Origin of the sequence: Nonomuraea sp. B19D2 (assembly GCF_040137845.1) — a bacterium.
In the GTDB taxonomy this organism is placed as follows: domain Bacteria; phylum Actinomycetota; class Actinomycetes; order Streptosporangiales; family Streptosporangiaceae; genus Nonomuraea.
Window position 1 is genome coordinate 1 of the sequence record NZ_JBEFAK010000069.1, and the last position, 25274, is coordinate 25274.

Annotated in this window: 20 protein-coding genes; 11 read left to right on the forward strand and 9 right to left on the reverse strand. The window is 71.2% G+C overall.

Going from position 1 to position 25274, the window contains the following annotated elements; all coding sequences use genetic code 11:
* The first annotated feature begins 333 nt into the window (after positions 1 to 333).
* Positions 334 to 1185: an SDR family NAD(P)-dependent oxidoreductase gene (locus ABN273_RS54360; RefSeq protein WP_349457619.1), complete on the forward strand. Its 852-nt coding sequence runs from the start codon at positions 334 to 336 to the stop codon at positions 1183 to 1185.
* A 156-nt stretch (positions 1186 to 1341) separates the two neighbouring features.
* Here the strand turns inward: ABN273_RS54360 and ABN273_RS54365 are convergent, their stop codons facing one another.
* The 4 genes from ABN273_RS54365 to ABN273_RS54380 all read right to left on the reverse strand — a co-directional run bounded on the left by ABN273_RS54365 (position 1342) and on the right by ABN273_RS54380 (position 4726).
* Positions 1342 to 1623, reverse strand: coding sequence for a hypothetical protein (locus ABN273_RS54365; protein WP_349457620.1), 282 nt, complete (start codon positions 1621 to 1623; stop codon positions 1342 to 1344).
* Positions 1624 to 1875: 252 nt separating this feature from the next.
* A complete protein-coding gene (locus tag ABN273_RS54370; RefSeq protein ID WP_349457621.1) occupies positions 1876 to 2832 on the reverse strand; it encodes a sigma-70 family RNA polymerase sigma factor in 957 nt (318 codons plus the stop codon).
* Positions 2833 to 2842: 10 nt separating this feature from the next.
* On the reverse strand, positions 2843 to 4051 hold the full coding sequence (locus tag ABN273_RS54375) for an NAD(P)/FAD-dependent oxidoreductase (protein WP_349457622.1): 1209 nt from the start codon (positions 4049 to 4051) through the stop codon (positions 2843 to 2845).
* A 132-nt stretch (positions 4052 to 4183) separates the two neighbouring features.
* Positions 4184 to 4726, reverse strand: a complete 543-nt coding sequence (locus ABN273_RS54380) for an alpha/beta hydrolase (protein ID WP_349457623.1) — start codon at positions 4724 to 4726, stop codon at positions 4184 to 4186.
* Between the two features lie 29 nt (positions 4727 to 4755).
* Between ABN273_RS54380 and ABN273_RS54385 the strand changes: the two genes are divergently transcribed.
* Positions 4756 to 5430 (forward strand): hypothetical protein, encoded by a 675-nt coding sequence (locus ABN273_RS54385; RefSeq protein ID WP_349457624.1) that lies wholly within the window; start codon positions 4756 to 4758, stop codon positions 5428 to 5430.
* Positions 5431 to 5488: 58 nt separating this feature from the next.
* On the opposite strand, the gene ABN273_RS54390 is transcribed toward ABN273_RS54385, so the two are convergent.
* Together ABN273_RS54390 and ABN273_RS54395 are read right to left on the reverse strand one after the other, a co-directional pair.
* A complete protein-coding gene (locus ABN273_RS54390; RefSeq protein WP_349457625.1) occupies positions 5489 to 6469 on the reverse strand; it encodes an aldo/keto reductase in 981 nt (326 codons plus the stop codon).
* A complete protein-coding gene (locus ABN273_RS54395; protein ID WP_349457626.1) occupies positions 6457 to 7383 on the reverse strand; it encodes an EamA family transporter in 927 nt (308 codons plus the stop codon). Before ABN273_RS54395 ends, ABN273_RS54390 begins: the two co-directional genes overlap by 13 nt.
* A gap of 83 nt (positions 7384 to 7466) precedes the next feature.
* Between ABN273_RS54395 and ABN273_RS54400 the strand changes: the two genes are divergently transcribed.
* The 3 genes from ABN273_RS54400 to ABN273_RS54410 all read left to right on the forward strand — a co-directional run bounded on the left by ABN273_RS54400 (position 7467) and on the right by ABN273_RS54410 (position 12512).
* Positions 7467 to 7901: an Lrp/AsnC family transcriptional regulator gene (locus ABN273_RS54400; protein ID WP_349457627.1), complete on the forward strand. Its 435-nt coding sequence runs from the start codon at positions 7467 to 7469 to the stop codon at positions 7899 to 7901.
* Positions 7902 to 7977: 76 nt separating this feature from the next.
* Positions 7978 to 8841 (forward strand): DUF4132 domain-containing protein, encoded by an 864-nt coding sequence (locus ABN273_RS54405; protein ID WP_349457628.1) that lies wholly within the window; start codon positions 7978 to 7980, stop codon positions 8839 to 8841.
* Positions 8838 to 12512: a hypothetical protein gene (locus ABN273_RS54410; protein ID WP_349457629.1), complete on the forward strand. Its 3675-nt coding sequence runs from the start codon at positions 8838 to 8840 to the stop codon at positions 12510 to 12512. The genes ABN273_RS54405 and ABN273_RS54410 overlap by 4 nt, the downstream gene beginning before the upstream one ends.
* A 133-nt stretch (positions 12513 to 12645) precedes the next feature.
* Here the strand turns inward: ABN273_RS54410 and ABN273_RS54415 are convergent, their stop codons facing one another.
* Complete coding sequence (locus ABN273_RS54415; protein ID WP_349457654.1) at positions 12646 to 14004, reverse strand: MFS transporter; 1359 nt, start codon at positions 14002 to 14004, stop codon at positions 12646 to 12648.
* 67 nt (positions 14005 to 14071) lie between these two features.
* On the opposite strand from ABN273_RS54415, the gene ABN273_RS54420 reads away from it, so the two are divergent.
* From ABN273_RS54420 to ABN273_RS54435, 4 genes are all read left to right on the forward strand, one after another.
* Complete coding sequence (locus ABN273_RS54420) at positions 14072 to 14860, forward strand: helix-turn-helix transcriptional regulator (protein ID WP_349457630.1); 789 nt, start codon at positions 14072 to 14074, stop codon at positions 14858 to 14860.
* 36 nt (positions 14861 to 14896) lie between these two features.
* Positions 14897 to 17452, forward strand: coding sequence for a DUF7825 domain-containing protein (locus ABN273_RS54425; RefSeq protein ID WP_349457631.1), 2556 nt, complete (start codon positions 14897 to 14899; stop codon positions 17450 to 17452).
* A 25-nt stretch (positions 17453 to 17477) separates the two neighbouring features.
* The gene (locus tag ABN273_RS54430; RefSeq protein WP_349457633.1) at positions 17478 to 18599 is read left to right on the forward strand and encodes a hypothetical protein; all 1122 of its coding nucleotides are present in this window, start codon (positions 17478 to 17480) and stop codon (positions 18597 to 18599) included.
* A gap of 156 nt (positions 18600 to 18755) precedes the next feature.
* Positions 18756 to 19568 (forward strand): class I SAM-dependent methyltransferase, encoded by an 813-nt coding sequence (locus tag ABN273_RS54435; protein WP_349457634.1) that lies wholly within the window; start codon positions 18756 to 18758, stop codon positions 19566 to 19568.
* Between the two features lie 131 nt (positions 19569 to 19699).
* Here the strand turns inward: ABN273_RS54435 and ABN273_RS54440 are convergent, their stop codons facing one another.
* Together ABN273_RS54440 and ABN273_RS54445 are read right to left on the reverse strand one after the other, a co-directional pair.
* Positions 19700 to 20428 (reverse strand): LuxR C-terminal-related transcriptional regulator, encoded by a 729-nt coding sequence (locus tag ABN273_RS54440; protein ID WP_349457635.1) that lies wholly within the window; start codon positions 20426 to 20428, stop codon positions 19700 to 19702.
* On the reverse strand, positions 20392 to 21699 hold the full coding sequence (locus tag ABN273_RS54445; protein WP_349457636.1) for a sensor histidine kinase: 1308 nt from the start codon (positions 21697 to 21699) through the stop codon (positions 20392 to 20394). Before ABN273_RS54445 ends, ABN273_RS54440 begins: the two co-directional genes overlap by 37 nt.
* Before the next feature lie 195 nt (positions 21700 to 21894).
* Here ABN273_RS54445 and ABN273_RS54450 point away from each other — a divergent pair, with 195 nt between their 5' ends.
* Both ABN273_RS54450 and ABN273_RS54455 read left to right on the forward strand, forming a co-directional pair.
* Positions 21895 to 22872, forward strand: coding sequence for an ABC transporter ATP-binding protein (locus ABN273_RS54450; RefSeq protein ID WP_349457637.1), 978 nt, complete (start codon positions 21895 to 21897; stop codon positions 22870 to 22872).
* Complete coding sequence (locus ABN273_RS54455) at positions 22869 to 25130, forward strand: alpha/beta fold hydrolase (protein WP_349457638.1); 2262 nt, start codon at positions 22869 to 22871, stop codon at positions 25128 to 25130. The genes ABN273_RS54450 and ABN273_RS54455 overlap by 4 nt, the downstream gene beginning before the upstream one ends.
* The last annotated feature ends 144 nt before the right edge of the window (positions 25131 to 25274 follow it).

Here is a 25274-nt window from a genome sequence, read left to right on the forward strand (position 1 = left end):
CAACCTCATCCGCCTGGATGCCTGGTGGAACGGACACCCGCTCGACCGGACCCGCACCAGCCACCTCGCCCGCCTCGAACTGGCAGAACTCGCTCTCGCAGCCTGAGACGAGTTAACCAGCAGGATCTGTGACACGCACAAAACACCGGTCTCCACCGCTTTGTGACACCTGTGGCCGGTGGCGAATGTCACACAGCCGCGCTGTCACAGGGGTTGGGGCGTCGGTGTCTCCATGGCCGACAAGATGGCGCGCGGACGATCCGCACGGCGCGCGGCCCCACGAGTGGTGTCCACCGTGGAAAATCCGCCACCGCAGAAAGAAGGAAAGACATCATGAGCAAGGTCTGGTTCGTCACCGGTTCGTCCCGCGGCCTGGGCCGCAACTTCGTCGAGGCCGCTCTGTCCCGCGGCGACAAGGTGGCCGCGACCGCCCGGAGCACCGGAAGCCTGGATGAGCTGGTCGCCGCCTATGGCGATGCGGTGCTCCCGCTTGAGCTGGACGTGGCCGACAAGGCCGCCGTCTTCGACAGCGTGGAACGGGCGAAGGAGCACTTCGGCCGGCTCGACGTCATCGTGAACAACGCCGGCTACGCCCAGATCGGCGCGGTCGAGGAGCTGACCGAGGGGGAGCTTCGCGACCAGCTGGAGACCAACCTGTTCGGCGCGGTGTGGGTGATCCAGGCCGCGCTGCCGTACCTGCGCGAACAAGGCGCGGGACACATCATCCAGCTGTCCTCGGCGGCCGGGGTCATCGCCATGCCGCTTGGCGGCGCATACCACGCCTCCAAGTGGGCCCTCGAGGGCTTGAACGAAGCCCTCGCCGGCGAGGTCGCCGACTTCGGCGTCAAGGTGACCATCATCGAGCCCGGCGGCTTCGCCACCAGGGACGGCAAGAGCCCGGATCCGCTCGCCAACGGCCACATGGCCGAGCCCAACCCGAGCTACGACGGTCTCCGCCGGCGCATCGCCGGGATCGCGGGAAAGCAGCCCGCCGGCGACCCGGCCGCCGCTGCCCAGGCACTCCTCAAGCTCGTCGACTCCGACAACCCGCCCCTGCGGGTGCTCTTCGGCCAGGGGTTCTACCCGATGATCCAGCAGGTCTACGCCGACCGGCTCAAGACCTGGGCCGACTGGCAGGACCTTTCGGCCGAGGCTCACGGCAACCTCAATCAAGAAGATCGGTGACCCTCGGTTCGAGCCTGGACGATGCCTGACCCCGGAAGAGACTGTGGCCCTGCCGCACAGATAGTGCTCTATGGTTCAGATGGTGCGCGCGCTCGGCAGCCGTGCGTCGGGCCCGCGGGTGCAGGTAGCGGCCGAGGTCACCGCCGCAGGCCATTGTCACCCGGCGGCCGGCCCCGCCAGCTCGGCGGCGGTCTCGATGCCGGTCGGTCCGGCTCCGACGACGGTCACCGGGGCGGTCGCGGGCGTGGTGTCGAGGACCGACCGCAGCTGTCGCGCCGCCTCCGGGGTGGCGACCCGGTGGGCGAACTCGGCCGTCCCGGGCACGAGCCGCACGCCCTCGGCCAGGATCTCGCGGTAGTCGACGACCGCGTCGTGGGATCCGCCCACCAGCTGGTGGAGGCGCAGGCGCGGGACGAAGACCGGGCGCGGGTTGATCAAGGTCAGATGACGTCGTCGCGCTGCGTGAGCCGGTTGGCGGCCATGACGCCGGCGTAGCCGCCGCCGATCACGACGACATCGGTGTTCTCAGCCATGGGTGGCTGTGACAGAACGTGAGCTGGCTCTCCCTCGGCGGTGACTGGCAGGGCTCTCAGCGCGTGACGGGCTGCACGCATGCGGCTGGTGGCGTCCGAAGCCGGGGAGCGGTTCATCGAAGCGCGGGTGCTGCGCCTGGCCGCGGTCGGCGTCGGGTCACCACTGGGTGATGAGCGGCGTGTCCGGTTCGTGCTGCCGCCAGGCTTCGGCGAGGCGGGCGAGGCGGGTGGGGGCGGCGATGCTGCGCACGGTTGCGATCTTGCCGTTGGTGATGTCGAACGCCACGGCGCCGACGACCTGGTCGCCGACCACGAAGAGGATGGCGGGGGCGCCGTTGACGAGCGCGTAGTGGATGGCGGGCGTGCCGCCGGCAAATCGCCGTTTCGCGGGTGTGGGTTTGAAACCGGCCCGTACGACGGTGGCGATGCGCTGCGGAGTGTCGTACTGCAGCAGCGTCTCGGTCAGGCCGGCGCCGTCGGAGATCGCGGTCGCGTCGTCGGTGAGCAGCGCCACCAGCCGTTCGGTGCGGCCCGAGGAGGCGGCGGCGAGGAATTCCTCGACGATCCTGCGGGCGGATGCCGGGTCGACCTCGCCGCCGCCGCGGCGGTGCGCGGCGGTGATGCGGCGCCGGGCCCGGTGGAGGTGCTGCTGGCTTGCGGACTCGGTGATGTCGAGGATCTCGGCGATCTCGGCGTGGCTGTAGGAGAACGCTTCGCGCAGGACGTAGACGGCCCGCTCGAGGGGTGACAGGCGCTCCATGAGAGTCAGCACGGCCAGGGAGACCGATTCGCGCTGCTCGAAAGTGTCGGCAGGGCCGAGCATCGGGTCGCCGTCGAGGAGCGGTTCGGGCAGCCAGGCGCCGGCGGTGCGTTCGCGGCGGGCATGTGCCGAGCGGAGCCGGTCGAGGCACAGGTTGGTGACGACCTTGGTCAGCCATGCTTCTGGCACCTTGATCCGCTGCCGGTCGGCGGCCTGCCAGTGCAGGAACGCATCCTGCACGGCGTCTTCGGCGTCGGCGGCGGAGCCCAGCAGCCGGTACGCCAGCGAGGCCAGCCGGTTCCTGCTGGCCTCGAACCGGCTGGTGTCGAACCGATCAGTGGCGGTGCTGTTCACGCGGACCACCCTAGGCGGCTACGCGAGCGCCTTCTCGGCGGGACGCATCCGGCGCGGCGGCCAGGCGGCGCTTGCGCTTGGGCAGGCCGAAGGTCGGGTGCGAGTTGGCCCACAGTGAGATCTTGAGGATGCCCGCCTTGACCCGCGCGGCCTTCCGGCCGCCCACATACGTCGGCTTCGCTTGCCCTTCGTCGTCGACCATCTGCAGGATCCCGTCCCGCTGCCCGAGGCTGATGTGGTTGTACGAGTAGACCAGCTTGGTCTTCGCAATCTTGCGGCCGGTCAGGCGTCCCACGATCGCATGGATCGCCTGCCCGCCGGTGTAGCCGGCCGACGCGCAGGACATCGGCAGCGGCCGGCCGTTGTCGCCGATGGCGTGGGCGCTGTCGCCGACGGCGTAGACGTTCGGGTGCGAGACCGACCGCATGGTGCGATCGACGATGATCTGCCCGTTCTCGGTGACCTCCAGCCCGCTGGCGGCGGCGATGGGGTTGACCGCGAACCCGGCCGTCCACACCGTTGCGTCGGACGCCAGGGCGGTGCCGTCGGCGCACAACACCCGCGTCGCCTCGACGGCTTCGACGCTGGTGTGCTCCAGGACGGTGATGCCCAGCCGGTCGCAGGCCTGGCGCAGGTGGCTGCGGGCTCCGGCGGAGAGCCGGGCGCCGAGCTCGCCGCGGGCGACCAGCGCCACCGACAGGCCGGGCCGGGATTCGGCGATCTCGGTGGCGGTCTCGATGCCGGTCAACCCGTCGCCGACGACCAGCACCGTCCCGCCTTCGCCCCGCCTGCCCAGGCTGTCCAGGCGCTCGCGCAGGCGCAGCGCCGAGGGTCGGGCGGCGACGTCGAAGGCGTGCTCGGCCACGCCGGGGACACCTTCGACGTCACCGTGGCTGCCGAGCGCGTAGACCAGCGTGTCGTAGCCGAGCTCGCCGCCGCCGCCGGCGTCGGCCACGGCGACGACCTGGCGCTCGGGGTCGACGGTGGTGACACGGGCCAGGCGCAGCCGTATGCCCGTGCCCGCGAAGACGTCGGCGAGCTTTTGAGCCTCGATCTCCCGGCCGGCCGCCAACTGGTGCAGCCGCAGCCGCTCGACGAAGTCCGGCTCAGCGTTGACCACGGTGATCTCGGTGTCCGCCGGGGACAGCCGGCGGGCCAGGTTCCCGGCCACGTGGGCCCCGGCATAGCCGGCGCCGAGGACGACGATGCGGTGCTTCATGTGTTGCTCCTGTCGGTTCGCTTGCTCCCGGTGAGTTGAGCGGAACGGCGCCCCGATTGCTGACAGGAACTGCATGTGGCATGGGTCACAGACGGGCAGGAGCGCTGGGAGAAGAGAACCCAGGCCATGCGTCTAGGCCGCCCGCCTCAGGTTCTCGCCGAAGAACCCGGCGATCCTTTCGACGGCGAGATCCACGTACTGCTTCTTGTCATAGAGGTCAACGTGGCTGGCGCCGTCGATCCAGTGGATCTCCTTGGGGCCGGTGGCGCGCTGGAAGGCTTCGATGCTCATCCAGGACGTGACGGCGCGGGTGCCGACGATCATGAGCAGCGGCCGGCGCCCGATCAGCGGGATCGGCGCGAAGGCGTCGAAGGCCGCCATCTTGTCGATGCTGTTCCAGGCAAGGAAGCCCGCCGAGCGGGGGTGCCGGCCACGTTCGGTGCGGTAGTACTCGAAGCCCTCGGCGCCGTGCTCTCCGCCGAGCGCATAGGCCTGCTCGACGGTGTCGGGGAAGAGGGTCAGCACCGGCGGCTGCTCGCCCCGGGCCGCAACGGTGCGGGCGTGGGCCGCGGCGTCCAGCATGCCGAGGAACACGGCCGGGTCCTGGGCGCCGTCGGCCCCCAGGCGGAACTGGCGGGCGACGTCGACGGCGCTGACGGTGCCTGGACGAACCACACATACTGATCTTGAGAGGGGATAGTGCGGTGGAATCCGGCTACGCCCTTGCCGGCTATCGGGTCGCTACCCGCGCTGATCGGCAGGACTGGCAGGACGTGGGCCTTCCTGGTTCTGGTCTGGTGTCGCTGAGTGGCTGCGTGGTGGATCTGGTGCCAGTGGATCCCGGTGGCTGGGATGACTGGTTCGCCGGCCCCCGGGAGGCTGAGAACGCGCGGGACAGGGCCGGCAGGCCGGGCTTGCACGTGCTCGGGGTCGGATTCGCCGCTGCCGATGTTCCCGGGCTACTGGCCGATATCGCCGATGGCGGCTGGGACATATCAGCCGGGAGCCTCCCGGAACGGCTGGCCCGGCATGAGAGGTTTCCCTATCCCGGTGGCCGGCGGTTGGGGTTCGAACTGGTCGGCTTCGACAGCGGGTGCTGGCACACCTGGACCTGTCTTGGCGGCCTCGTCGCCGATGTCCGCCGGGCCACCGGCGTCCAGCCGGGACGCTGGGGGCTGATCCAGGACGAGCAGGACGCGCGGCGGGCCGCTCAATGGCTCACCGACTCAGGTCTCGGCGACCCCAAGGTATTTCTCTGGGCGGCCGCGCTGCTCACGGACGTCGCAGGAGCGAGCCGGTTCGCGAACCCGCATGCCTGTAGCCCCGGTTCGGACAACGGCACCGCGGGGATCCGCTGTCCTCCCCGAACGCGCCGATGACATCCCACGGTCAGAGCCGGCGCAACCGGCTGGGCTGGTCGATGCAGTGCGGTCCCGTTCAGAAGTGCCCGATGATCTGGTGTGGCCGGTAGGGGGCCTCCAGGCGCGTCGTCTCCTCTCCGCTGAGGGTCACCTCCACGGCCGCGATCGCGTCTTCCAGATGGCCCACCTTGCTCGCTCCGACGATCGGCGCGGTCACCCCAGACCTTCCGAGGAGCCACGCCAGGGCGAGCTGCGCTGGTGGCAGGCCTCGTTCGTCGGCGACCGCACGTACCGCGTCGACGACGTCGAAGTCCGCGTTCTCGTACATGCTGTCGGCCAGCGGGTCGTTGCCGGATCGGACCGTGCGCGGCCGGCCGTCGCGGTGGCGGCTCCCGGTGAGCAGTCCGCGCGCCAGCGGGCTCCACGGGATGACGCCCACCCCCTGGTCCAGGCAGAGGGGGATCATCTCTCGCTCCTCCTCCCGGTACACCAGGTTGTAGTGGTTCTGCATCGACACGAACCTGGTCCAGCCAGCCGTCTGAGCAGTGTGCTGCGCTTTGGCGAACTGCCAGGCGTACATGCTGGAGGCCCCGAGGTAACGCGCCTTGCCGGCCCGCACCACGTCGTGCAGGGCCTCCATGGTCTCCTCGATCGGCGTCTCGTGGTCCCAGCGGTGGATCTGGTACAGATCGACATAGTCGGTTCCGAGCCTCGTCAGTGAGGCGTCGATGGCGGCCAGCACGTGCTTGCGAGACAACCCTCGGTCGTTCGGGCCCGGCCCCGTCGGGAAGTAGACCTTCGTGGCGAGAACGTAGTCCTCGCGGCGCGCGAAGAGCTTGGCGAGCAGCCGCCCGGTGATCTCCTCGCTCGCGCCGTCCGAGTACATGTCGGCCGTGTCGAAGAACGTCACACCGGCCTCGACCGCGCGCCGCACGATCGGCTCGGCCGCGTCCTCGCGCAGTGTCCAGTCCCGGGAACCTGGCTCGCCGTACGTCATCATGCCCAGGCAGATCCGGGAGACCTGCAGCCCCGACGAGCCGAGCTTCACGTATCGCATTGCGTCTTACCTTCCTGTGGAAGTGTGGCTTTCTCCTCGGCTGGAGGAGGCTGAGGCTCGCGGTGGAGTGCTACCGCGAGCACCACGAGCCCGACTCCGGCGAGCTCGGCGAGTGAGGGGAGTTGCCGGAGCACCACGATGCCGATCACCGTCGCCGTGGCCGGGAGCAGCGCGACCAGCAGCGCGTACGTGGAGCGGGCCATGCGTGCCATGGCGAGTTGATCGCACACGTACGGGATGACCGACGAACAGATCCCCACCCCGATCCCGGCGGCGAGTGTGACCGGGGCGATCAGGGCGGGAGCGGCCTGCCCAACGCCCACCGGCGCGACGAACACGCAGGCGATGAGCATGGCGGCGGCCAGCCCGTCGATGCCGTTGACGCCGCGCAGACGCCGAGCCGTACGGTGGGCCAGCACGATGTAGGCGGCGAACAGCACCGCGTTGGCGAAGGCGAACACCAACCCCAGCGGCTCCCCGACCAGCCGGACACCGGTCAGCACATAGACACCGCCGGTGGCTGACACAAGTGCCACGAGGTTGCGTATCGTACGGGCACCGAACGCGGCCAGCCCGATGACCGGCAGAAACTCGATTGCGGCGACGGTCCCCAGGGGCACGCGGTCGATCGCCAGATAGAAACAGACGTTCATGGCCGCGAGCACCGCGCCCCAGGCGATGACCGTACGCCGCCCCTCGGCGTCGAGCCCGGCGAGGACCCGCCAGGGACGCCGCCAGAGCGCGAAAACGAGTGCGGCGCTCCAGATCCTCAGCGCCGCGACCCCGAGCGGGGCGAGCCTGGTGAACAGGAGCACAGCGAAGGCCGGGCCGAGGTAGTGGAATACGGCGCTCCCGATCAAGTAGGTCCATGGAGGCGCCGCGGACAGGACGGCGCGAGGGCCGGTGGGCGGCATGATCCCTATCGTCGGCCAACCCGTAATTTGGGAGAATGGCGAATCGAAAGATCAGACCCGAGCGGACATACGAATCCAAGGAAATGGACGCCCTCGACCTTCGCATTGTCGCCGAGCTGCAGGTCGACGCCAGAGTGAGCTTCGCCGAGCTCGGCCGCCGGGTCGCCCTGTCGGCCCCCGCGGTGGCCGACCGGGTGCAACGGCTCGAGGAGACCGGAGTGATCACCGGCTATCGTGCCGAGGTCAACCCGCGGGCCCTGGGCTTTCCGGTCACGGTGATGGTCCGGATCCGTCCGGCGATCCGAGAACTACAACGCATCTCCAAGATTGCCCAGGAAGTTCCCCAGATCGTCGAGTGCTACAGAATGACCGGCGACGACTGCTTCTACTTCACGATGCACCTACGGGCGGTCGACGAACTCGAACCGATCCTCGACCTGTTCACCCCGTACGGTCACACGACCACATCTCTCATCCACACTGCGCCCGTGCCACGTCGCCCGCTGCCCCTGGAATGAGAGGCGCGCTCAGAAGGTCGTGCGCCGCTCACTTCGATGATCCTTTCTGTCAGGGGGTGCTGCCATAGTTGACGGCATGACGACTCCACTGGCGTGGGTGCCTGCGATTCGCGGCCATGAGCTGGCGTTGGACGGGACGAAGCTGAGATGCCGGAAGACCGGTGGCCAGGTCTTGAAATCCATCCCCAGTGCCGTACGGAGAAGTCCGGTCGGTGAGCGGTTCGCGGCGCTGCAGGAGCAGCTGGCTCAGCACGAGAAGGAGTGCCGGGCCACCGTGGAGTCGTGGCTGCTGGGCGGGTTGCCGGTCCCTGCCCCGCTTCTCGCTCGGGTGTGGCCGGATCCCAGCTGGCGGACCGGCCTGCAGCATCTGGTGGTGCATGTCGATGGACGGGTCGGGCTGTTGGCGGGGGTGTCCGACGATGGGCTGGTGCGCATACGGGAGGCGGACGGCGCGCTGTACGGGCCGCCGATCGGGTCGCCTGTGACGCTGGTGCACCCCGCACTGCTGGACGATCTCGGGCCGTGGCGGCGGCTTCTGGAAGAGCATGGGGCTACCCAGGGGGTCGAGCAGTTGAGCCGCCGGGTTCGTCGTCAGCGGGAGGGCGGCGATCCCGCGGCCACCGGCATCGACGTCGACAGGGACGAGTACGCCGAGAAGTTCGGGTCCGCCCGGTTGCGCGCCGTTGAGAACGGCTTTGACGTGCGGGGCGGATTCGCCGTCCTGAGGATGACCGAGCGCTTCGTCACGGTGGAGGCGCGCTGCTGGCTGGGGAGCGACGAGCCCGGATCGTCCGGAGAGGCCGGGCGGCTCCTGTGGGTCGATGCGGCGGAACGGCCGGTCCCGCTCGGCGAGGTGGGGCCGGTCGCCTGGACCGAAGGCTGGCGGATGGCGGGACTGATTTACGGCGGAACTGATTCACGGGGGGCCGAAGACCGATGACGCACGACGCGCACACGAGCCTCAGCGCGCACGCCGCGGCGGTTGCCGACATGTCGCCGGCGCTGACGGCGGGGCTGGCGCCGGCCGGGACGCCGGGCGGGGAGGAGATCACCGCCCGGCGCTACAGCCATCCGTTACTCGGCGCGCGGCCCGTGGTCCGGCTGACAGGGCGGACGGTCGCGCCGGTCGAGGACCGGCTCCTGGCCGACGCCGGTTACTCCGCGCCGGACGTGGGAGAGCCCGTGGCGGCCGGGCACCGCCCGGCACTCCGCTATCCGGCCTGGGCGATGGTCCATGACCTCGCACACGCCAAGGTGGCGCTGGCCGCGGGCGTCGAGATGGCGCGGGCCGGGCGGCTGGTCGGCCCCCGGCCAGGCCCTGCGTTGGAGGAGTTCCAGCGGATCGCGGCGACCCTTCCCGATGACCACCTGCCGGTGTTCTGGGAAGAGGTCGGCCGGATGTTCATCGCTGCCGGGCGGGACAGACAGGGCGCGATGATGTTCGGCAGGGCGCGGGCCGCCGACCGGCACGCCACCAAGGGCGTCGACCCGGACCGGCGGCGTGCGGTGTTCCTGGAGTTCGCGCTGGCCGGAGCTCTGTCGGCCAAGGACATCAAGGCGTACGTCGGCGAGCTGTCCCAGGGGCCCGACCCCGCGCAGGCGTACAGCGAGCTGCGGGAGCTGGCCGTGCGGCGGACGACGGGCGGGCTCGCGCCATGGCCCGAGATGCTCAAGCAGATCGGCAAGCTCGCCAGGGCCGCGGGGCTGGACGTCGTCACCGAGCACCGGCTGCTGCTGGAGAGCCTGGTGGATACGCCGGCTCTGTGGCGGTCGGCGGACGGTTTCTGGACGGATCAGCGCAAGCTGCTGTTGCCCGCGGTCGCCGCTTCCGTAGCGCTGAAGGAGCGGCTGCTGTGGCGGCTGACCGAGGTGCCACCCTCGGCGATGGACAGCTGGTGGTGCAGCCTGCTCGAGGAGACCGGGGCGCTCGACGAGCTCGCCGGTGATGCGGGGGAGTGGCTGTCCGCGATGCTCGGCCGGTACGGCAGCGCCTCGTCCCCCACGGTCCCCGAGGAGCTGCTGCGGCTGCTGCCCCTGCTGGCGGACCGCGTCCGGGCGGCGGGGACGCCGGTACGCTTGGGCTCCGGCGCGCCCGAGGATCACTGCAGCATCGACGCCGTCGCGCTGGTCCGCTGCCTGGAGGCGGGAATCCCGGTGGCGGACCCCGGCCCGGGGGCGTCGTTGCGGAACTGGCGGGGGTCTGCTCATGTCGATCTGCAGACGCTGATCGACGACGAACGGTTCGGGCCGGCGCTGGTCCGGTCGGTGCCTCATGGCGGGGACGAGTTCCGCAAGCTGTGGGGGGAGAAAGCCCTCCGGCCCGTCCTGCGCGCGATCGTCGACACCGAGCTCCGGCGCGCACGGTCGGGCGGCCTGGCGGACGCGACCCTCGCGCTGCGCTGGTTGGAGGAGAACATCCGCGCGGACATGCTGAAAGAGACGCGCGACCTGCCTGCCCGGATCGCGGAGCTCGACCTGGTGACGCCGCTGACCCGTACGCTGCGCGCCGGCATCCTGGACGAGCTGGGCTGGGCCGCCCTGGACGAGGCCGCCGCCGAGCTCAAGGGCAAGAACTTCTGGTGCCGGGCGAGCTGGCCCGTCCTGACCGTCCACGACCGCGAGAAGGCCATCGCGATCGGGCCCGGCGGCCGCATCGCGGAGCACCGGCTGCAGGTGCCGGGCGAAGCCTCCCGATTCCACTACACGCCCGAGGTCTACTTCTCCGGCGGGCAGTTCCTCGTCCTGCACTATGTCAACGGCAGGCAGCGGCACTACTGGTCGGACGCACCGCACGAGATTTTCAACGTGCGGCCCGGGATGTGGGAGTCGCTCTACTACGAAGCGGCTCGGCCCGGGTACACGTTCATGGCGCCGAGCTGCCGGCGGTTCATGGGCCACCGGGTCCTCGGCCCCCAGGAGAAGCGGGTCGGCCCGAACGGCCACATGTTCCACGACGGCCGGGACTTCTGGTGGCACACCAGCGACGGTCTGCAATCGCAGGTCCATCTCGTCGACCTGGCGACGGGCGAGCTCGACGAGGACGACCTGCCGGACTTCTTCGACCCGTCACTGCTCGGCGAGGACGAGCGCTGGGACTTCGAGTCCTCGTCCCTGGCGCCGCTGCCGTACGGCGTCAAGGGGTCACCGCTGGGCAGCGACGGCACGCTCGTAGGGCTGCGGGTCGCCAAGGACACGGTGACCGGACAGGTCCGCTATCACCGCATCGACGGCGTCCACGGCGTGCTCGACGGGGCTGGGATCACCGCCATTTGGGGTCTGCTCGACGTACCGGGCGCCGGGAAACGGCTGCTGCTCAGCGGTGGTGTCGGCCGTTACCGCCCGGTGCTCGCCCGCGACGCCGAAACGGGTGAGCTCTACTGGCAGGCCGAGCTGAAGAACGACGGCTGGACGGACAACGAGCCCGACGCGGTGGCCGCCGGGACGCGGCTCATACCGCCGCCCGCCTTCTGGCACTTCCTCACGCCGCGCGACCCCGCCGGATCGCAGGCCCTGCGGCAGATCACCGAGGACACCGTGCGGCGGCTGCTGAAGGCCGCGGCCACCTCCGAGGAGGCGCTGCGGACCGCCGTCGGAAAGCTGCTGCCCGAGATCGGCCATCCGCTGCTCGTACGGGGCGTCGTCGGGTGCGTCCAGGCAGCCACCGAGATGATCTCCCACCGGGGTCGGATGCTGGCTCGGCTGAAGCGGCCCCGCCGGGCACGGATCAAGGTGTCGGAGGAGGACCTGGGCGGGGCACTGGAGGGGCTGGTCAGCCAGTACAGCAGCGGCAACGGCGGCACGGCGACGCAGATCGAGCTCACCTCGGCGTTCTTCGCCGGCACGATCGACGCAGAGACCTCGATGGAACGCTGGCAGGATAATGCGAGCGCATTCGACTGGACCGAGCTTCCCGGACGGATCGGGGGCCTCGGGGTCCGTGCGGTCAGCGCCGTCACCAGTGCCGCGCATCGCCGGGCGCTGGCTCGGCTGCTGCGGTTCTGGGCCCTGTCGCCGCTGGCCGAACCGGGCCTGCAGCGAGGTCTGCTGGACAGCGAGCAGCGGGCCGCGCTGTCCGACGACAACGGCGCACTGATGCCGCTGGACATCACCATGCTTCATGGCGACTGGGGCAGGTCCCATTCCCATGTCACCTGGAACATCGCGGCGTTCCTGCAACGGGGGACCGTGCCCCGCCCCGCGGGTGTCCTCGACGTCCAAGCGGTGCCCGAGGGCTGGGCCACGCCCGAGCGGCTGCACCGGCTGGTGGACGAACTGGAGCGAAGCGGACCGGCACCCTTCGACCCCGCCGCGGCCGCCCGGCTCGCCGAAGCCACCGACCTCGACCATGCCGCGGCGGCCCTGCTCATGGCGGGCCTGCCGCACATCACGGACAGCGGGCACAACTTCCTGCCGCCGGAGACGCGTAAGGCACTGGGCCTGAAGGTGACGGACGCCAAGACCGCCCGTGACAGGCTCCTTCGCATGCCGGAGGTCGCCCGTCTGGAGCTTTACGACGCCGCCATGCCCGACGACCCGGCCGAATTGTGGGACCAGGCCGCGATGGCGGAGCGGCTGGCGGCGGCGTGGATGGTGGTGAAGGCCCGGCCCTGAACCATCGGACAGGCCCCAGGAGCGGGTGAGGCACCACCGGCTGCAGCTGAGGCACGGCGTCAGGAGCCCCCGTCCTCGCCGCGACCATCACCGGCGACGAGGACGGCCGGGCTGTGCCTGTGGGCGGGACGGCTCAGTGCCGCCGCGAGAGATCGTCACCATACTGCCCATGGCCGGCCAGCTGCGGCGGGCCGCCGGCACGCGATGGCAGCAGCACGACGATGAGTACGGCGCCGAGCGCCACGCAGACCGCACCTGCGATGAGCCCGCCCGAGTAGCCCATGACGGCCAGCGCGGCTACCCCGACGGCACCCCCGACCTGCTGGACGGAGGTGAACAGGGCCGAGCCGAGACCGGCGTTCTCCTCGGTGGTGCCGTCGACCGCGGTCGCGGCCATGACGGGCAGGCTCAGCCCGTTGCCCACGCTCAGTATGAGCATGCCGGGCAGGACGTGGGCGGCGTAAGAGTCGCCCGTTCCCACGCCTGACAGCAGCAGCAAGCCGGCGATGTCGACCAGGAACGCCACCAGGAGCGCCCAGCGCGTCCCGATCCTGAGCGAGATGCGGGAGGACAGCCACATGCCCGCCAGGATGCCGGCGCCGTAGGGCAGGTAGGCGAGGCCGGCCAGGAGCGGGCTGTACCCCAGAGCGGTCTGCACCTGGATCATCAGCAGGAATGACATCGCGTACATCGCCATCGAGAACAGCAGGGTCGCGCCGTTGGCGGCCGCCCGCGTCCGCGAGGCCAGGAACGACCCAGGCACCAGCGGCGCCGCCGCCCGCGACTCGGCCACCAGGAACGCCACCGCCAAGGCGGCGGAGAGCACGACCGCGCCGATGGCGATCGGATCGCTCCAGCCGGTCTCTCCGGCCCGCAGCAGCCCGTACACCAGTGACACCGCGGCGCCGGTGACCAGGACCGCGCCGGGAACGTCGAGGCGGCGCCGGCCGGGGGCACGGGACTCGGGGACCAGGCGGGGGAGCAGCGCCAGGGCCACGGCGACGACGGGCAGGTTGATCAGGAAGATCCCGCGCCACGACACCAGGTCGGTCATCGCCCCGGACAGCACCAGGCCCGAGGTCGCGCCCAGGGCCGCGATGCCGCCCCAGATGCCCAGCGCCTTGGCCCGCTCCGCCGGCCCCGGATACAGCAAGGTGATCATCGACATCGCCGCAGGGCCGGCCATCGCAGAACCCGCGCCCTGCACGAACCGCCCGATCACGAGCTGCCAGGGCTCCTGCGCGAGCCCGCAGGCCAGGCTGGCCACCCCGAACAGCGCCACCCCGATGAGGAAGACGCGGCGGCGGCCCAGCAGATCCGCCATCCGGCCGCACAGCAGCAGCAGCCCGCCGAAGGCCAGGAAGTAGGCGTTGACGACCCAGGGCAACCCGGACGCGCTGAAGCCCAGCTCATCACGGATGCTGGGCAGGGCCACGTTCACGACGGTGTCATCGAGCACGAGCATGAACTGGACAAGACACAACACAATCATCGGCACCCGACGACGCTATGGTCCGCCCCATTTGGCCACAATCCGCGATGAGGCCAGACTGTGTCGCATGGAGGACATGGGCGCGATCATCGTCGGCCACTTCCCGCTGGCCTCGGGGGAGTGGATCCCTCCCCACAGCCACACCCACCACCAGCTCGCCTGGACCCGGCGCGGCGTGCTGAGCGTCGGCGTGGGCGAGGTGTACTGGATCCTGCCGCCCACCAGGGCACTGTGGCTGCCCGCGGGTGTCGCCCATGCGACCGGCGCGACCCGCGACGCGGTCCTGTGCAGCCTGTACCTGGCGCCGGAGCGCTGCCCGCTGGACTGGCCCGAGCCCACGGCGGTCGGCGTCGACGGCCTGCTGGCCGAGCTGATCGGGTACCTGGCCCGCACCGACCTGACCGACGACGCGCGGCTGCGCGCCGAGGCCGTGCTGCCCGACCTGCTGCGCCCGCTGCCGACCCGGCCCATCGACGTGCCGCAGCCCACCGACGAGCGGGTCCGGGTGGTGGCGGCCGCCCTGCTGGCGGACCCGGCCGACCCGCGCAGCCTGGAGGCTCACGCCCGTGCGGCGGGCGTGAGCAGGCGGACGTTGACGCGGCTGTTCGTGCGCGACACGGGCATGAGCTTCGACCACTGGCGCACGCAGGTACGGCTGCGCGCCGCCCTGCCGCTGCTGGCCGAGGGGCAGCCGGTGTCGCGGGTGGCGCACAGCGTGGGGTACGCCACGGCGAGCGCGTTCCTGGCGGCCTTCCGCCGCACGGTCGGCACCACGCCCCGGCGCTACCTGCTCAGCCGGTCGACGGCCTTGGCGGGCCAGCTCGCGGAGCCCGAGATTGTCGTGGGCGCCCGCTAGGGTCGCCGCGTTGGCTGACGCAGCGGAGGTGTAGTCGTGCGCCCGTTCTTCTTCCTGGCCCGCTGGAGCGCCGGCCGCGGGAGCTCGTGGGAGCGCCTGGTCAAGCTGGCCGCGCGGGGCGAGACCGGCAAGGTGGTCCGTCTGGTCGGCGAGCTGGACCCGGAGGGTCGCAAGGCGGTCGCGGAGCAGCTGCCGGGACACCTGGCCACGTTGCGGCCCGAGGGCGACTGGTCGAAATGGCAGGAGACGCTCAGGTCGATGCTGCTGGCGGGGGCCGCGTGCCTGGGTGGGGCGGCGGCCGTCACATCGTGGCTGTTCAGGCGCGAGTTCCGGTGGATGCAGGGCGACGACGAGCTCATCGTCGAGCTGCTGCGCGAGCGGCCCGCCGAGTGGCAGGCGGACGTGGCGCGCCGCATCGCCAGGCGGATGCGCCTGCCCGAGCTGCGTCATTGGGAGGTGGCCGCGGCGCTCATGCGGGAGACCGGCACCGAGCCGCCGGACGGCGACGCGTTCATGGTCGGCTGGTTACGGGCGCTCGACTCGAATCCGGCGGCCACGGACCCGCTGTTCGCCGCCTTCGCGCCGCGGATCTTCGAGATCGACGGCCTGGGCGAGGCCATCCCCGGCCAGGTGGGCACGATCGTCCGGCTCGTCGAGGACGGGTTACTGGAGCGCAAGGCGGTCATCGACGGTGTCGTCGGGCGGCTGCTGCGTGACGGGCCGTCCGCGCCCGCCGCGCTCGCGATCCTGCACGACCGGCTCGACCTCGACATCGACGAGGCGGCCGAGCGGGCCGGCGACTACACCAGGCTGCTGCCCGCCGGGCCGGTCCCGGTGGCCGATGTGGCGCTGGCGCAGCTGCGGCGGCTGGAAGAGGCGGGGCGGCTGGAGGAGGAGCTGTTCGCCGAGGCGCTGCAGGCGCTGGCGTTCAGGCCGGAGAAGAAGCTGCTGCGTGCGGCCGTCTCGTGGGCCGGTGACGCCGTGCTGCGCGAGGCCGGGCGGGTCGACGCCGTGCTGGCCGCGCTGTGCCTGATCTTCGCGCAGGACACGCTGGCGTTGCAGGAGCGGGCCGTGCGGCTGGCCGTCAAGCTGGCCCGGCAGGCCGGTGGGCCGGGTCGCGAGGCCGTGCGCCAGGCGGCGGCCGGGCTGCCCGCGGAGCTGCGGGAGAAGGTCTCGGCCGCGTACGGGGGCGGCATCGAGGCGGAGGAGGTCACCGTCGTCCCGCTTCCCGTGGTCGGGGACGGCCCGGCGATGCCGGCGCCCATCGCCTCGCCGGAGCAGCTCGTACGCGAGGCCGCCGCCCCTGAGCTGGACCCGTACACGTTCGAGCGGCTCCTGGCCGGGCTGGCCGAGTGGTCACGCCGGGCGCCCGGCGCGCTCCGTGAGGCGTTGCGTCCCTGGCGGGAGCCGGTCGATCCGGTCTTCTTCGGTGTTCACGGTGACCGGCTCTACGACGGTCCGGGTCAAGCCGTGCGCCGGGCACTTCTCGCGTTCGCCTCTCCCGAGGACAGCAGGTCCCTGTCGAAGGCCGCCGTCATGCAGGCGTTGCCGCTGCGTGCGTTCGACCGGCTCTACCTGCGCCGTGCCCACGAGCTGGCGCAGTCGTTCGAGGACGGCGACGGCTACCCGGTCGTGCTGGCCACGCCCACCGCGGGTGCCGGTCACATCGACCCCGAGGTGCTGCTCGATCGCCTTGAGACGCTGGAGGCCGCCGGCGTGCGGGCGTTGCCCGTCGATCTGGCGCAGGCCCTGCTGCGGCTGCCCCGCGACATCCCGGAGGTGTGCGCGCGGCGGGCGGAGGGGCTCGCCTCGGAGGCGGGCCGCACGTGCGCCGCCTGGATGCGTGGCGGCGGCCCTGCCGATCCGGAAGTGACGGTCCTCGTGGCGAAGCGTCGCCTGCCGCACGGGGAGCCGACGCCGGCCTTGAAGCCCGTGCTCGACGGGCCGGCCGACCCGCCCCAGGCGATCCGCGAGCTGTACAGGCTCGAGCCCGGCTACGCGCACACGCTCGAGTGGTGGCCGCTCGCCATGCCCTCGCACCGGGAGGTCGTGGCCGCGCACATGGTCTGGAGCCTGTGGGTGGGCATGGAGTCCGACCACATGCCCATCCGGACGCTGGTGAGCCTGGCGCATGCGGACGGCCCGATCGGTGAGGGCATGGTGCATGCGCTGGCCTGCGGCATGGGCTACGCGAACGCCACCAGCCGGGCGGCTGCCGCTGACGCGTTGCTGACGCTGGCGGCGCGCGGGCAGGTTCCGGTGGCGGCGCTGGGGGAGGCGCTCACCGAGCTGGTCACGCGGGGCGTTCTCAAGCTCAACCGGGTGGTGTCGGCGCTCGACGACGCCACGCAGGCGGGGGCGCACGAGACGGTGTGGGAGATGATCGTACGGCTGCTGCCGGGGCTGCTGCCGAAGGAGGGCGAACGACCGCGTGCGGGGGTGGCGGACCTGCTGGCGGCGGGGGCGCGGGCGGCCAGGATCGCGGGGGTGCGTGCCGAGCTGCCGGAGGTGGCGGCGGTGGCGGCCCGCAAGGGGTCGAGCAGGCTCGTCCAGGAGGCGCGGCGGTTACGGCACCTCGTGACCACCCCTTAGAGATCTACATCGTAAAGGCGCTCGGTTGATGATCAATCCTCAAATGGACAAAAACCACCTCATCGACAACGTCGAGAGCCTCTTGGCACCCGCTGCCGTGGTCGACTGGCGGCGGATGGAGCCCTGGACGGTGGCTCGGGCGGAGCTGAGCGGGCTGCGCGGTCCGGTGATCGTGAAGTGGGTGCGGCCGCATGCGGCAGGTTCGGCTCGTTCGGAGTCGTGGCGGTTGCGGACCGAGGTGGCCGCGTTGCGGTTCCTGGCGGATGATCTCGGTTTGCGGCTGGCTCCGCGAGTGGTGGCCGCGGATCTGGCGACGTGTGTGGTGGTGCTGGAGGATCTGGGCCCGCGGGTGGCCTTGGATGAGCTGTTGCGGACGGATGGCGCGGCGGCTCATGGGGATCGGCTGGTTTCGTTCGCCCGGGTGCGTGGTGAGCTGAATGCCGCGACCGCGGGTCGGGCGGAGGCTTATTACGGCCGGAGGTCGGCGTTGGGTGCGGTCGATCGGGTTGCGGATTGTGCGGGGAGGTTTGCCGGGTTTCGGGAGGAGGGGTTGCGGCAGGCGGCCGAACGGGGCGTGGCTCTGGGGGATGGGGCTGAGCGGGAGTTGGCGGCGGTGCTGGCGGAACTGGCGGACCCGGGGCCGTTTCTGGCGTTGAGCAATGGTGATCCGGAGGCGAACAACGTGCTGGTGCGGGCGTCGGGGGTGCCTGATGCGCGGTTGATCGATTTCGAGTTCGCGGGGTTCACGCATGCGCTGCACGATGCCGTGTGCTTGTACGTTCCGGGTCCTGGGTGGTTGTCGGTGGATGCCGGATTGGGGGAGGTCTATCGGGAGGCTCTGGCCCGGGGCGTGGCTGAGGCGCAGGACGATCGGCGGTTCGGTTTCGGGCTGGCGGCGGCGTGCTTTTCGTTCGTGCTGGTTCGGTTGCAGCGGTTGGCCGCGCTGGATGGGCGGGCGGCGGGTGATGACAGCCGGGTGCAGCTGGTGGCGACGGTGGAGGCGGCGGCGCGGGTGGCGGAGTCGTTCGGGGTGCTGCCGGGGTTGGCCGGGTGGGCGTGGCGGGTTGGTGCGTTGCTTCGGCGGCGGTGGCCGGATGCGGATGTGGAGCTGTCGGTGTTGCCGGCGTATGCGGCGCGCCGTCGGTGATGGGTTTCAGGTTTCTGGTGGCCGGCCGGTGGGGTGGATGAGCCCGGTGGCGTTGGCTGTGGGCGGGCAGTCCGGGCCGCGGCTCGTCACGGGGCGGCGGCTGCACGCCCGGCCCGGCCATAAATGGCTCGTCCCGGCCGTTGGACGACAGCTAGGGTGATCGCTGTGCAGGACGAGGTCTACCACTACAACGTCGAACGTTGGGAAGCCCTGGTCGAGGCGGACGCGTTGTTCACCCGTCCGATGCTCGACCTGGACCCGGAGAAGGCGCAGGCTTATCTGGGCCTGGAGCGGCTGGGCATCCCCGGCGACCTGGCGGGCCGGAAGGTGCTCTGCCTGGCGGGAGGAGGCGGGCAGCAGTCTGCGGCCTTCGCTCTGCTCGGAGCCGATGTGACGGTCCTCGACATCTCGTCCGGGCAGCTGGAACGGGACCGCGTGGCCGCTGAGCACTATGGCGTCGGCATCCGTACGATCCAAGGGGACATGCGGGACCTGTCGGCCCTCGACGACTCCTCGTTCGACCTGGTCTGGCATCCGTACTCGCTGACGTTCGTCCCGGACTGCCGGATCGTTTTCCGCGAGGTCGCGAGAGTCGTCCAAGGAGGCGGCCGCTACTACCTGATGTGCGCCAACCCGTTCTTCTCCGGGCTCACTCACGAGTCGTGGAATGGGGAGGGCTACACGCTGAAGCAGCCCTATACGGACGAGGTCGCGGCCAGTTATCCCGACCAGGACTGGGTCTACGACCGGACGGCCGGCCGCCGCATCCACGAACCCAGGGAGTACAGGCAGACGCTGAGCCGGATAGTCAACAGCCTGATCCGGGAAGGCTTCATGCTGACGTTTCTGTCCGAGGTCCGAGGCGACTACCCCGGTGCGGAACCGGGCAGCTGGGCGCACTTCACGGGGGTGGCCCCGCCGTGGCTGGAATTCGTCTGGCAGTACGGGCCCGACGCTCTCGGAAGGTGAGGGCGTCCGGGGGCATCCGCGCGCTGCGGCTCGCGGATGACCAGGACCACGCAGTGAGTGGTTTCATCCCGCTTCCTGGAGTTGACGGACGTGGGTCGCTTTAGTGCGGGCCGTAGCCGTTGACGGATGCCTCATGATGTCCTGGTGCCTTCGCCGTGAAGATCGGGGATCGTCCCTCGCCGGTCCGGATCGGGTCGCGTACGGGATGGTGCGGGTGTGGTCTGCAGGTAGGCCAGGACCGCCATGACGCGCCGGTTGTGGTCGTCGGACGGAGGGAGGCCGAGCTTGGCGAAGATGTTGGTCGTGTGCTTGCCGACCGCCTTGTCGGTGATCTGAAAACGGGCGGCGATGGCCAGGTTGGACATTCCCTCTGCCATGAGCTCGAGCACCTCGCGCTCGCGGGGCGTGAGTGCGGCCAGCGGTTCGTCCCGGCTGCGGCGGGTCAGCAACTGGGAGACCACCTCCGGGTCCATGGCGGTGCCGCCCCCGGCGACCTGGCGTACCGCGTCGACGAACCTGTCGACGTCGCCCACCCGGTCCTTCAGCAGGTATCCCACTCCGCCGGAGCGGTCGGACAGCAGTTCCCTGGCGTACAGCTGCTCCACGTACTGCGACAGGATCAGCACCGGCAGCCCGGGAATGCGGCTGCGCGCCTCCAGCGCGGCGCGCAGTCCTTCGTCGGTGAAGCCGGGCGGTAGCCGCACGTCGATCACGGCCACGTCCGGACGATGCCGGACCAGCGCCGCCAGCAGCATGGGGCCGTTGTCGACCGCCTCCACCACGGTGAAGTCGTGCGCCGACAGCAGGCGTACCAGTCCGTCCCTCAGGAGTGCGAGATCCTCGGCGATGACGACGCGCACGGCAGCTCCATGGTCAGTTCGGTGGGGCCGCCGGGCGGGCTGCTCACGATGAGCGAGCCGTCGAAGGCGGACAGGCGGTTTTCGATGCCACGCACGCCGGTGCCCTCGGCTCGGCGAACTCCGCCGCGCCCGTCGTCGCCGATGGTGAGGCTCAGCACGCCGGCCGTGTGCCGCAGGCGCACCCAGGCGCGCGAGGCGCCGCTGTGCTTGGTCACGTTGGTCAGCGCCTCGGCGGCGGCGAAGTACACGGCGGACTCGACGGGTGGCTGCAGGCGGCCGGGCAGGTCGATGTCGACCTCGACCGGCATCGGGCAGAGCAGCGCGGACGCCTCGATGGCGCCGGCCAGGCCGCGGTCGGCCAGCACCGGCGGGTGGATGCCGCGCACCAGGTCACGCAGATCCGTCAGGGCCTGGCCGGCGACCTCGCGCGCATCGTCGATCATCTGCTGCATCTCGTCGGGGTCTCGGCAGCTGCGGGCCAGCCCCAGGTGCATGCGGATGGCGATCAGCTTGGCCTGGGCGCCGTCGTGCAGGTCGCGTTCGATGCGGCGCAGCTCGGCGGCGCGCGCGTCGACGACGGCGGCCCGTGAGGCGGTCAGTTCCCGGATCCGGGCGTCCGGTGTGGGGCGCGGGTCCAGCAGCAGCCGGGCCAGTCGCGCCTGGCCGGTGCGGAACAGGGAGACGGACATGAGGGCGACCACCGTGATGGCCACGACGGACACGCTGAGGGAGAAGGTGTTCAGCCTGCTCTGCTCTGCCGGGTCCAGCTCGAAGAAGACGTAGTCGAGAGAGGCCAGCATCGCCCACACCGCCGCCAAGGGGGCCGGGCCTGTGACAGCGTGCACGGCAAGCCAGGCCAGTACGCGCCGTGTGCGCGGGTCGCGCAGCGCCGGTGCCGGGTCGTCCCCGCGCCCGGGGCTGGTTTCCGGCTGGTACGCAGGGACGCTGTCCGTCGCGCGGTCCCGGCGGAGAACCCGGCTCGCCCAGCGGCGCTGGAACCCGGCCAGGTGGTGGGCGAGCACGAGCGTGCGGGTGAGCGGTGCGGCCCGGAGACCGGCCATCGGCACGAGCGCGGCGCTTGCCGGCAGCAGCAGGGCGAGCAGCGCGAGCGCGGCCAGGCCGGTGACGGTGTTCAGCGCGAGCGCGGCCAGGCCGGTCACGGCGTTGAACGTGTGCGTCGCCAGGCCGGTCAATCCCTTCAGCGCGTGCTGCGCCAGGCCTGGGATGGCCTTTCGCGCCGGTCCGCCGCGCTTGGGTGGTATCGGGATCACAAGTGCAGTCTGCCCTGCCGGTGCGGAGAAGGCGGTGGGGCCAGCCCTACCCCCGAGGTGGCGATTTTCCACCCCGATCGGTGGGCGGACGCCCATGGAGGCCGGGCGCCCGGGCCGCGAGGCTGGGCACGCCGCCCGGCTCGATCCGGTCGAGGCCGAGCCGGGCGGACCCAACAGAGCGAACGAGGGGGAGTCGTGATCGAAGTGAGGGGGCTGACGATGCGGTACGGCCGCACCGTCGCCGTGGACGACCTGACCTTCACGGTGAAACCGGGCCTGGTGACCGGATTCCTGGGGCCGAACGGCGCCGGCAAGTCCACGACCATGCGGGCCGTACTCGGGCTGGAGATCCCCGCCGCGGGCGAGGCGCTGGTGGACGGGCACGCCTATGCGTCGCTACGCCGGCCCATGCGCACGATGGGGGCGCTGCTTGACGCCGGGGCGGTGCACGGTGGCCGCACGGCCCGCGCTCATCTCGGCTGCCTGGCGCGCAGCAACGGCATCGATTCCCGGCGGGTGGCCGCGGTGCTCGACCAGGTCGGTCTGGCCGAGGTCGCGGACCGGCGGATCGGCGGGTTCTCCCTGGGAATGAAGCAGCGGCTGGGCATCGCGGCGGCGTTGCTCGGCGACCCGGCGGTGCTGATGTTCGACGAGCCGCTGAACGGGCTGGATCCGGAGGGCATCCGATGGATCCGTGACCTGCTGCGGTCGCTCGCGGGCGAGGGCCGTACAGTCCTGCTGTCCAGCCATCTGATGAATGAGCTCGCGCTCACCGCCGAGCACGTGGTCGTCATCGGACGTGGCCGGTTGATCGCCGACACGCCGACCGGTGCGCTCGCCGCACAATTCCAGCGCGACGTGCTGGTGCGCTCGGCGGATCCGGAGCGGCTGGCGGAGATCCTGCGCGCGCACGGCGTGAGCGTGGCCCCCGAGGACGCGTCCGACACCGGCATGCACGGGACCGGCATGCACGGGACCGGTGGACTGTTCGTGCGGGGCATGGACGCGGCCGAGATCGGTGAGCTGGCACTGCGTGCGGGGATCGCGCTGCGGGAGCTGACGCCGCGCAGTGCCTCGCTGGAGGAGGCGTTCATGGAGCTCACCGAGGACAGCGTCGAGTACGGCGCCGGCCCCGCCGCCCGTTCCGCCGCCGTCTCGGAGGTGGCCCGATGATGCTGGACGTGGTCGCCTCCGAGTGGCACAAGCTCCGCTCGCTCCGGTCGAACGCCTACCTGCTGGCCGTCTCCCTCCTCGCCGTGCTGGCCTGCGCCGGGGTGGCGTACCTGATAGGCCGGGGATTCGACCACCAGACGGCCGAGGAGCGGCTGCGCTACAGCAGCAACGGGGCAGGGCTGGGCACCGGGCTGCCGGTCGCCTACTTCGTGTTCGGCACCCTGGGCGCGCTCATGATCACCTCCGAGCATGCCACCGGCATGATCCGCACGAGCTTGGCGGCGGTGCCGCGGCGGCAGCTGTTCCTGTTCGCCAAGATCCCCAGTCTGGTCGCCGTCACCCTGGTCGCCGGCCAGGTCCTGGCGTTCGGCATGCACCTGGCCGCCCAGGCGGTCCTCGGTGACCGCGCAGATCAGCTGCTGCTCGATGGGCGGACCCTGGGCACCCCGCTCTCCGAGCCTGGGGTGCTCGCCACGGTGGTCGTCGCCGGGCTGTCCATGGCGGCCGCGGCGCTGATCGGGCTGGGCGTGGGCGCGGCGATCCGCTCCACTCCCGGGAGCCTGGTCGTGCTCGTCATGATCTTCCTGGTTCTCCCGGTCGTCGCCCAGGCCCTGCCGTCGCCGCTGCGAGCGCAGGCCGGCTCGTACATGATCGAGAACTTGCCGGCCCAGATCGCCGGGGCGGGCGGCGGCCTGCTGTCCCCGCCCGCGGCGGCCGCGCTTCTCGTCGCCTACATCGCCGCCGCGCTGACGGCCGGGGCGACGATGATCGCGCTGAGGGGGCGCGTCAAGGTGCTGGCCGTCGGTGCGGCCGCCACGCTCATGGCCGCAGTGATGGCGGTGCCCGCCGCGGGCGACTCCGCGGATCCCGGCCCGTCCTCCCTGGCATGGCGGCCCTGTGCCGACAAGGACGCCCCTGAGGACATGCGCTGCGCCTCCGTCGAGGTGTCCCTCGACTGGAAGAAGCCCGCAGGGCGGAAGATCACCATCCCTGTCGCCGTGCTGCCCGCCTCCGGCGCGGAACGCCGGATCGGCACGGTCTTCTCCATCCCCGGCGGCCCCGGTGCGTCGGGCATCGACGACCTGAAGCAGTTCCACGGCAGGTTCGCGAAACTGCGCGACCGGTTCGACGTGATCAGTTTCGCCCCGCGCAACACCGTCAAGCCCGGCGGTGTGCTGCCGTACGAGTGCCTCGCCACCGGCCCGTGGATCACCTTGCCGGACGACCGCGCCGAGTACGCCGCGCTCGCGCGGGCGAATCGCGAACACGCGCAGCGGTGCCGGTCGGCCGACCCGGAGTTCTTCGATCACATGGACTCGGCCTCCGTCGCCCGCGACATCGAGGCCGTCCGCGCCGCCCTGGGCGAGCAGCAGCTGAGCTTTCTGGCCAACTCCTACGGCGGACATCCCGCGGTGGCCTACGCCCGCCTGTTCCCCTCCCGCATCCGCGCCATGGTCATGGACGGCACCGCCGGCCACGTGGAGGAGGCGGCGGCCGAAGAGTCCCGTATGTATCCGAGGGCCGAGCGGCAGATGGAGCGGTTCGCCGCCTGGTGCCGCTCCGCCACGGCTTGCGCCCTGCACGGGCAGGACGCCGGCGAGGTGTGGCGCCGGCTGGTGACCGCCGCGGACCGATCACCCGTTCCGGTGCGGAACGACCCGACCGGGGCCGCATACACCGGATTCGACCTCAAGGTCGCCGCCGCCCCCAGCTTCACCTCGCCCGGCCAGGAACCCGACGTCCCGCGCTGGGCCCAGCTCGCCGACGCGATCAAGAAGGCCGCGGCCGGCGACGCCTCCGGGTTCGCCGACTACGTCAGACAGGCCTCGGGCAGCCCCAAGGTGCCCTCGATCGCCGGGCAGAACATGACCACCTGCCTCGACGGCAAGGGGTACGAGAGCTACGCGGCCTATCGCAAGGCGCTAAGCAGAGCGGAAGAGCTGTCGCCGAACTTCGCGGGGCAGCGGTCGTGGTGGTCGCTGGGCTGCGCCGGCTGGCCCGCACCCGTCACCAACCCGCCGGCGCCGCTGCCTGCCAGCGGCCTGGTGCCCTTCCTCGGGGTCGGCAGCTGGACCGACCACGACGAGGTCGCCGGCATCGTTCGCCAGGTGCCGGGCTCGTCGAGCGTCCGGTACGAGGGGCACGGTCACATGCTCTACATCTACGGCACGGGCGGCTGCGTCACCGCCCACGTCAACCGCTACCTGACCAGCCTGAGGCTCCCGCCACCGGGTACCACCTGCCAGGCCACGAGGTGACGACCGGTCGCGTGGTAGCCGAGAGAGCGGGTGGGTTCTTCCCCCATTTGAGGCTTTCCGCTTGCCGTCCTCCGGCAGGAGACGAAAAGTCTCCGGGACTCGTTCAACGACAGCCTTGATGTCATGAGTGTTTGTGACAACGAG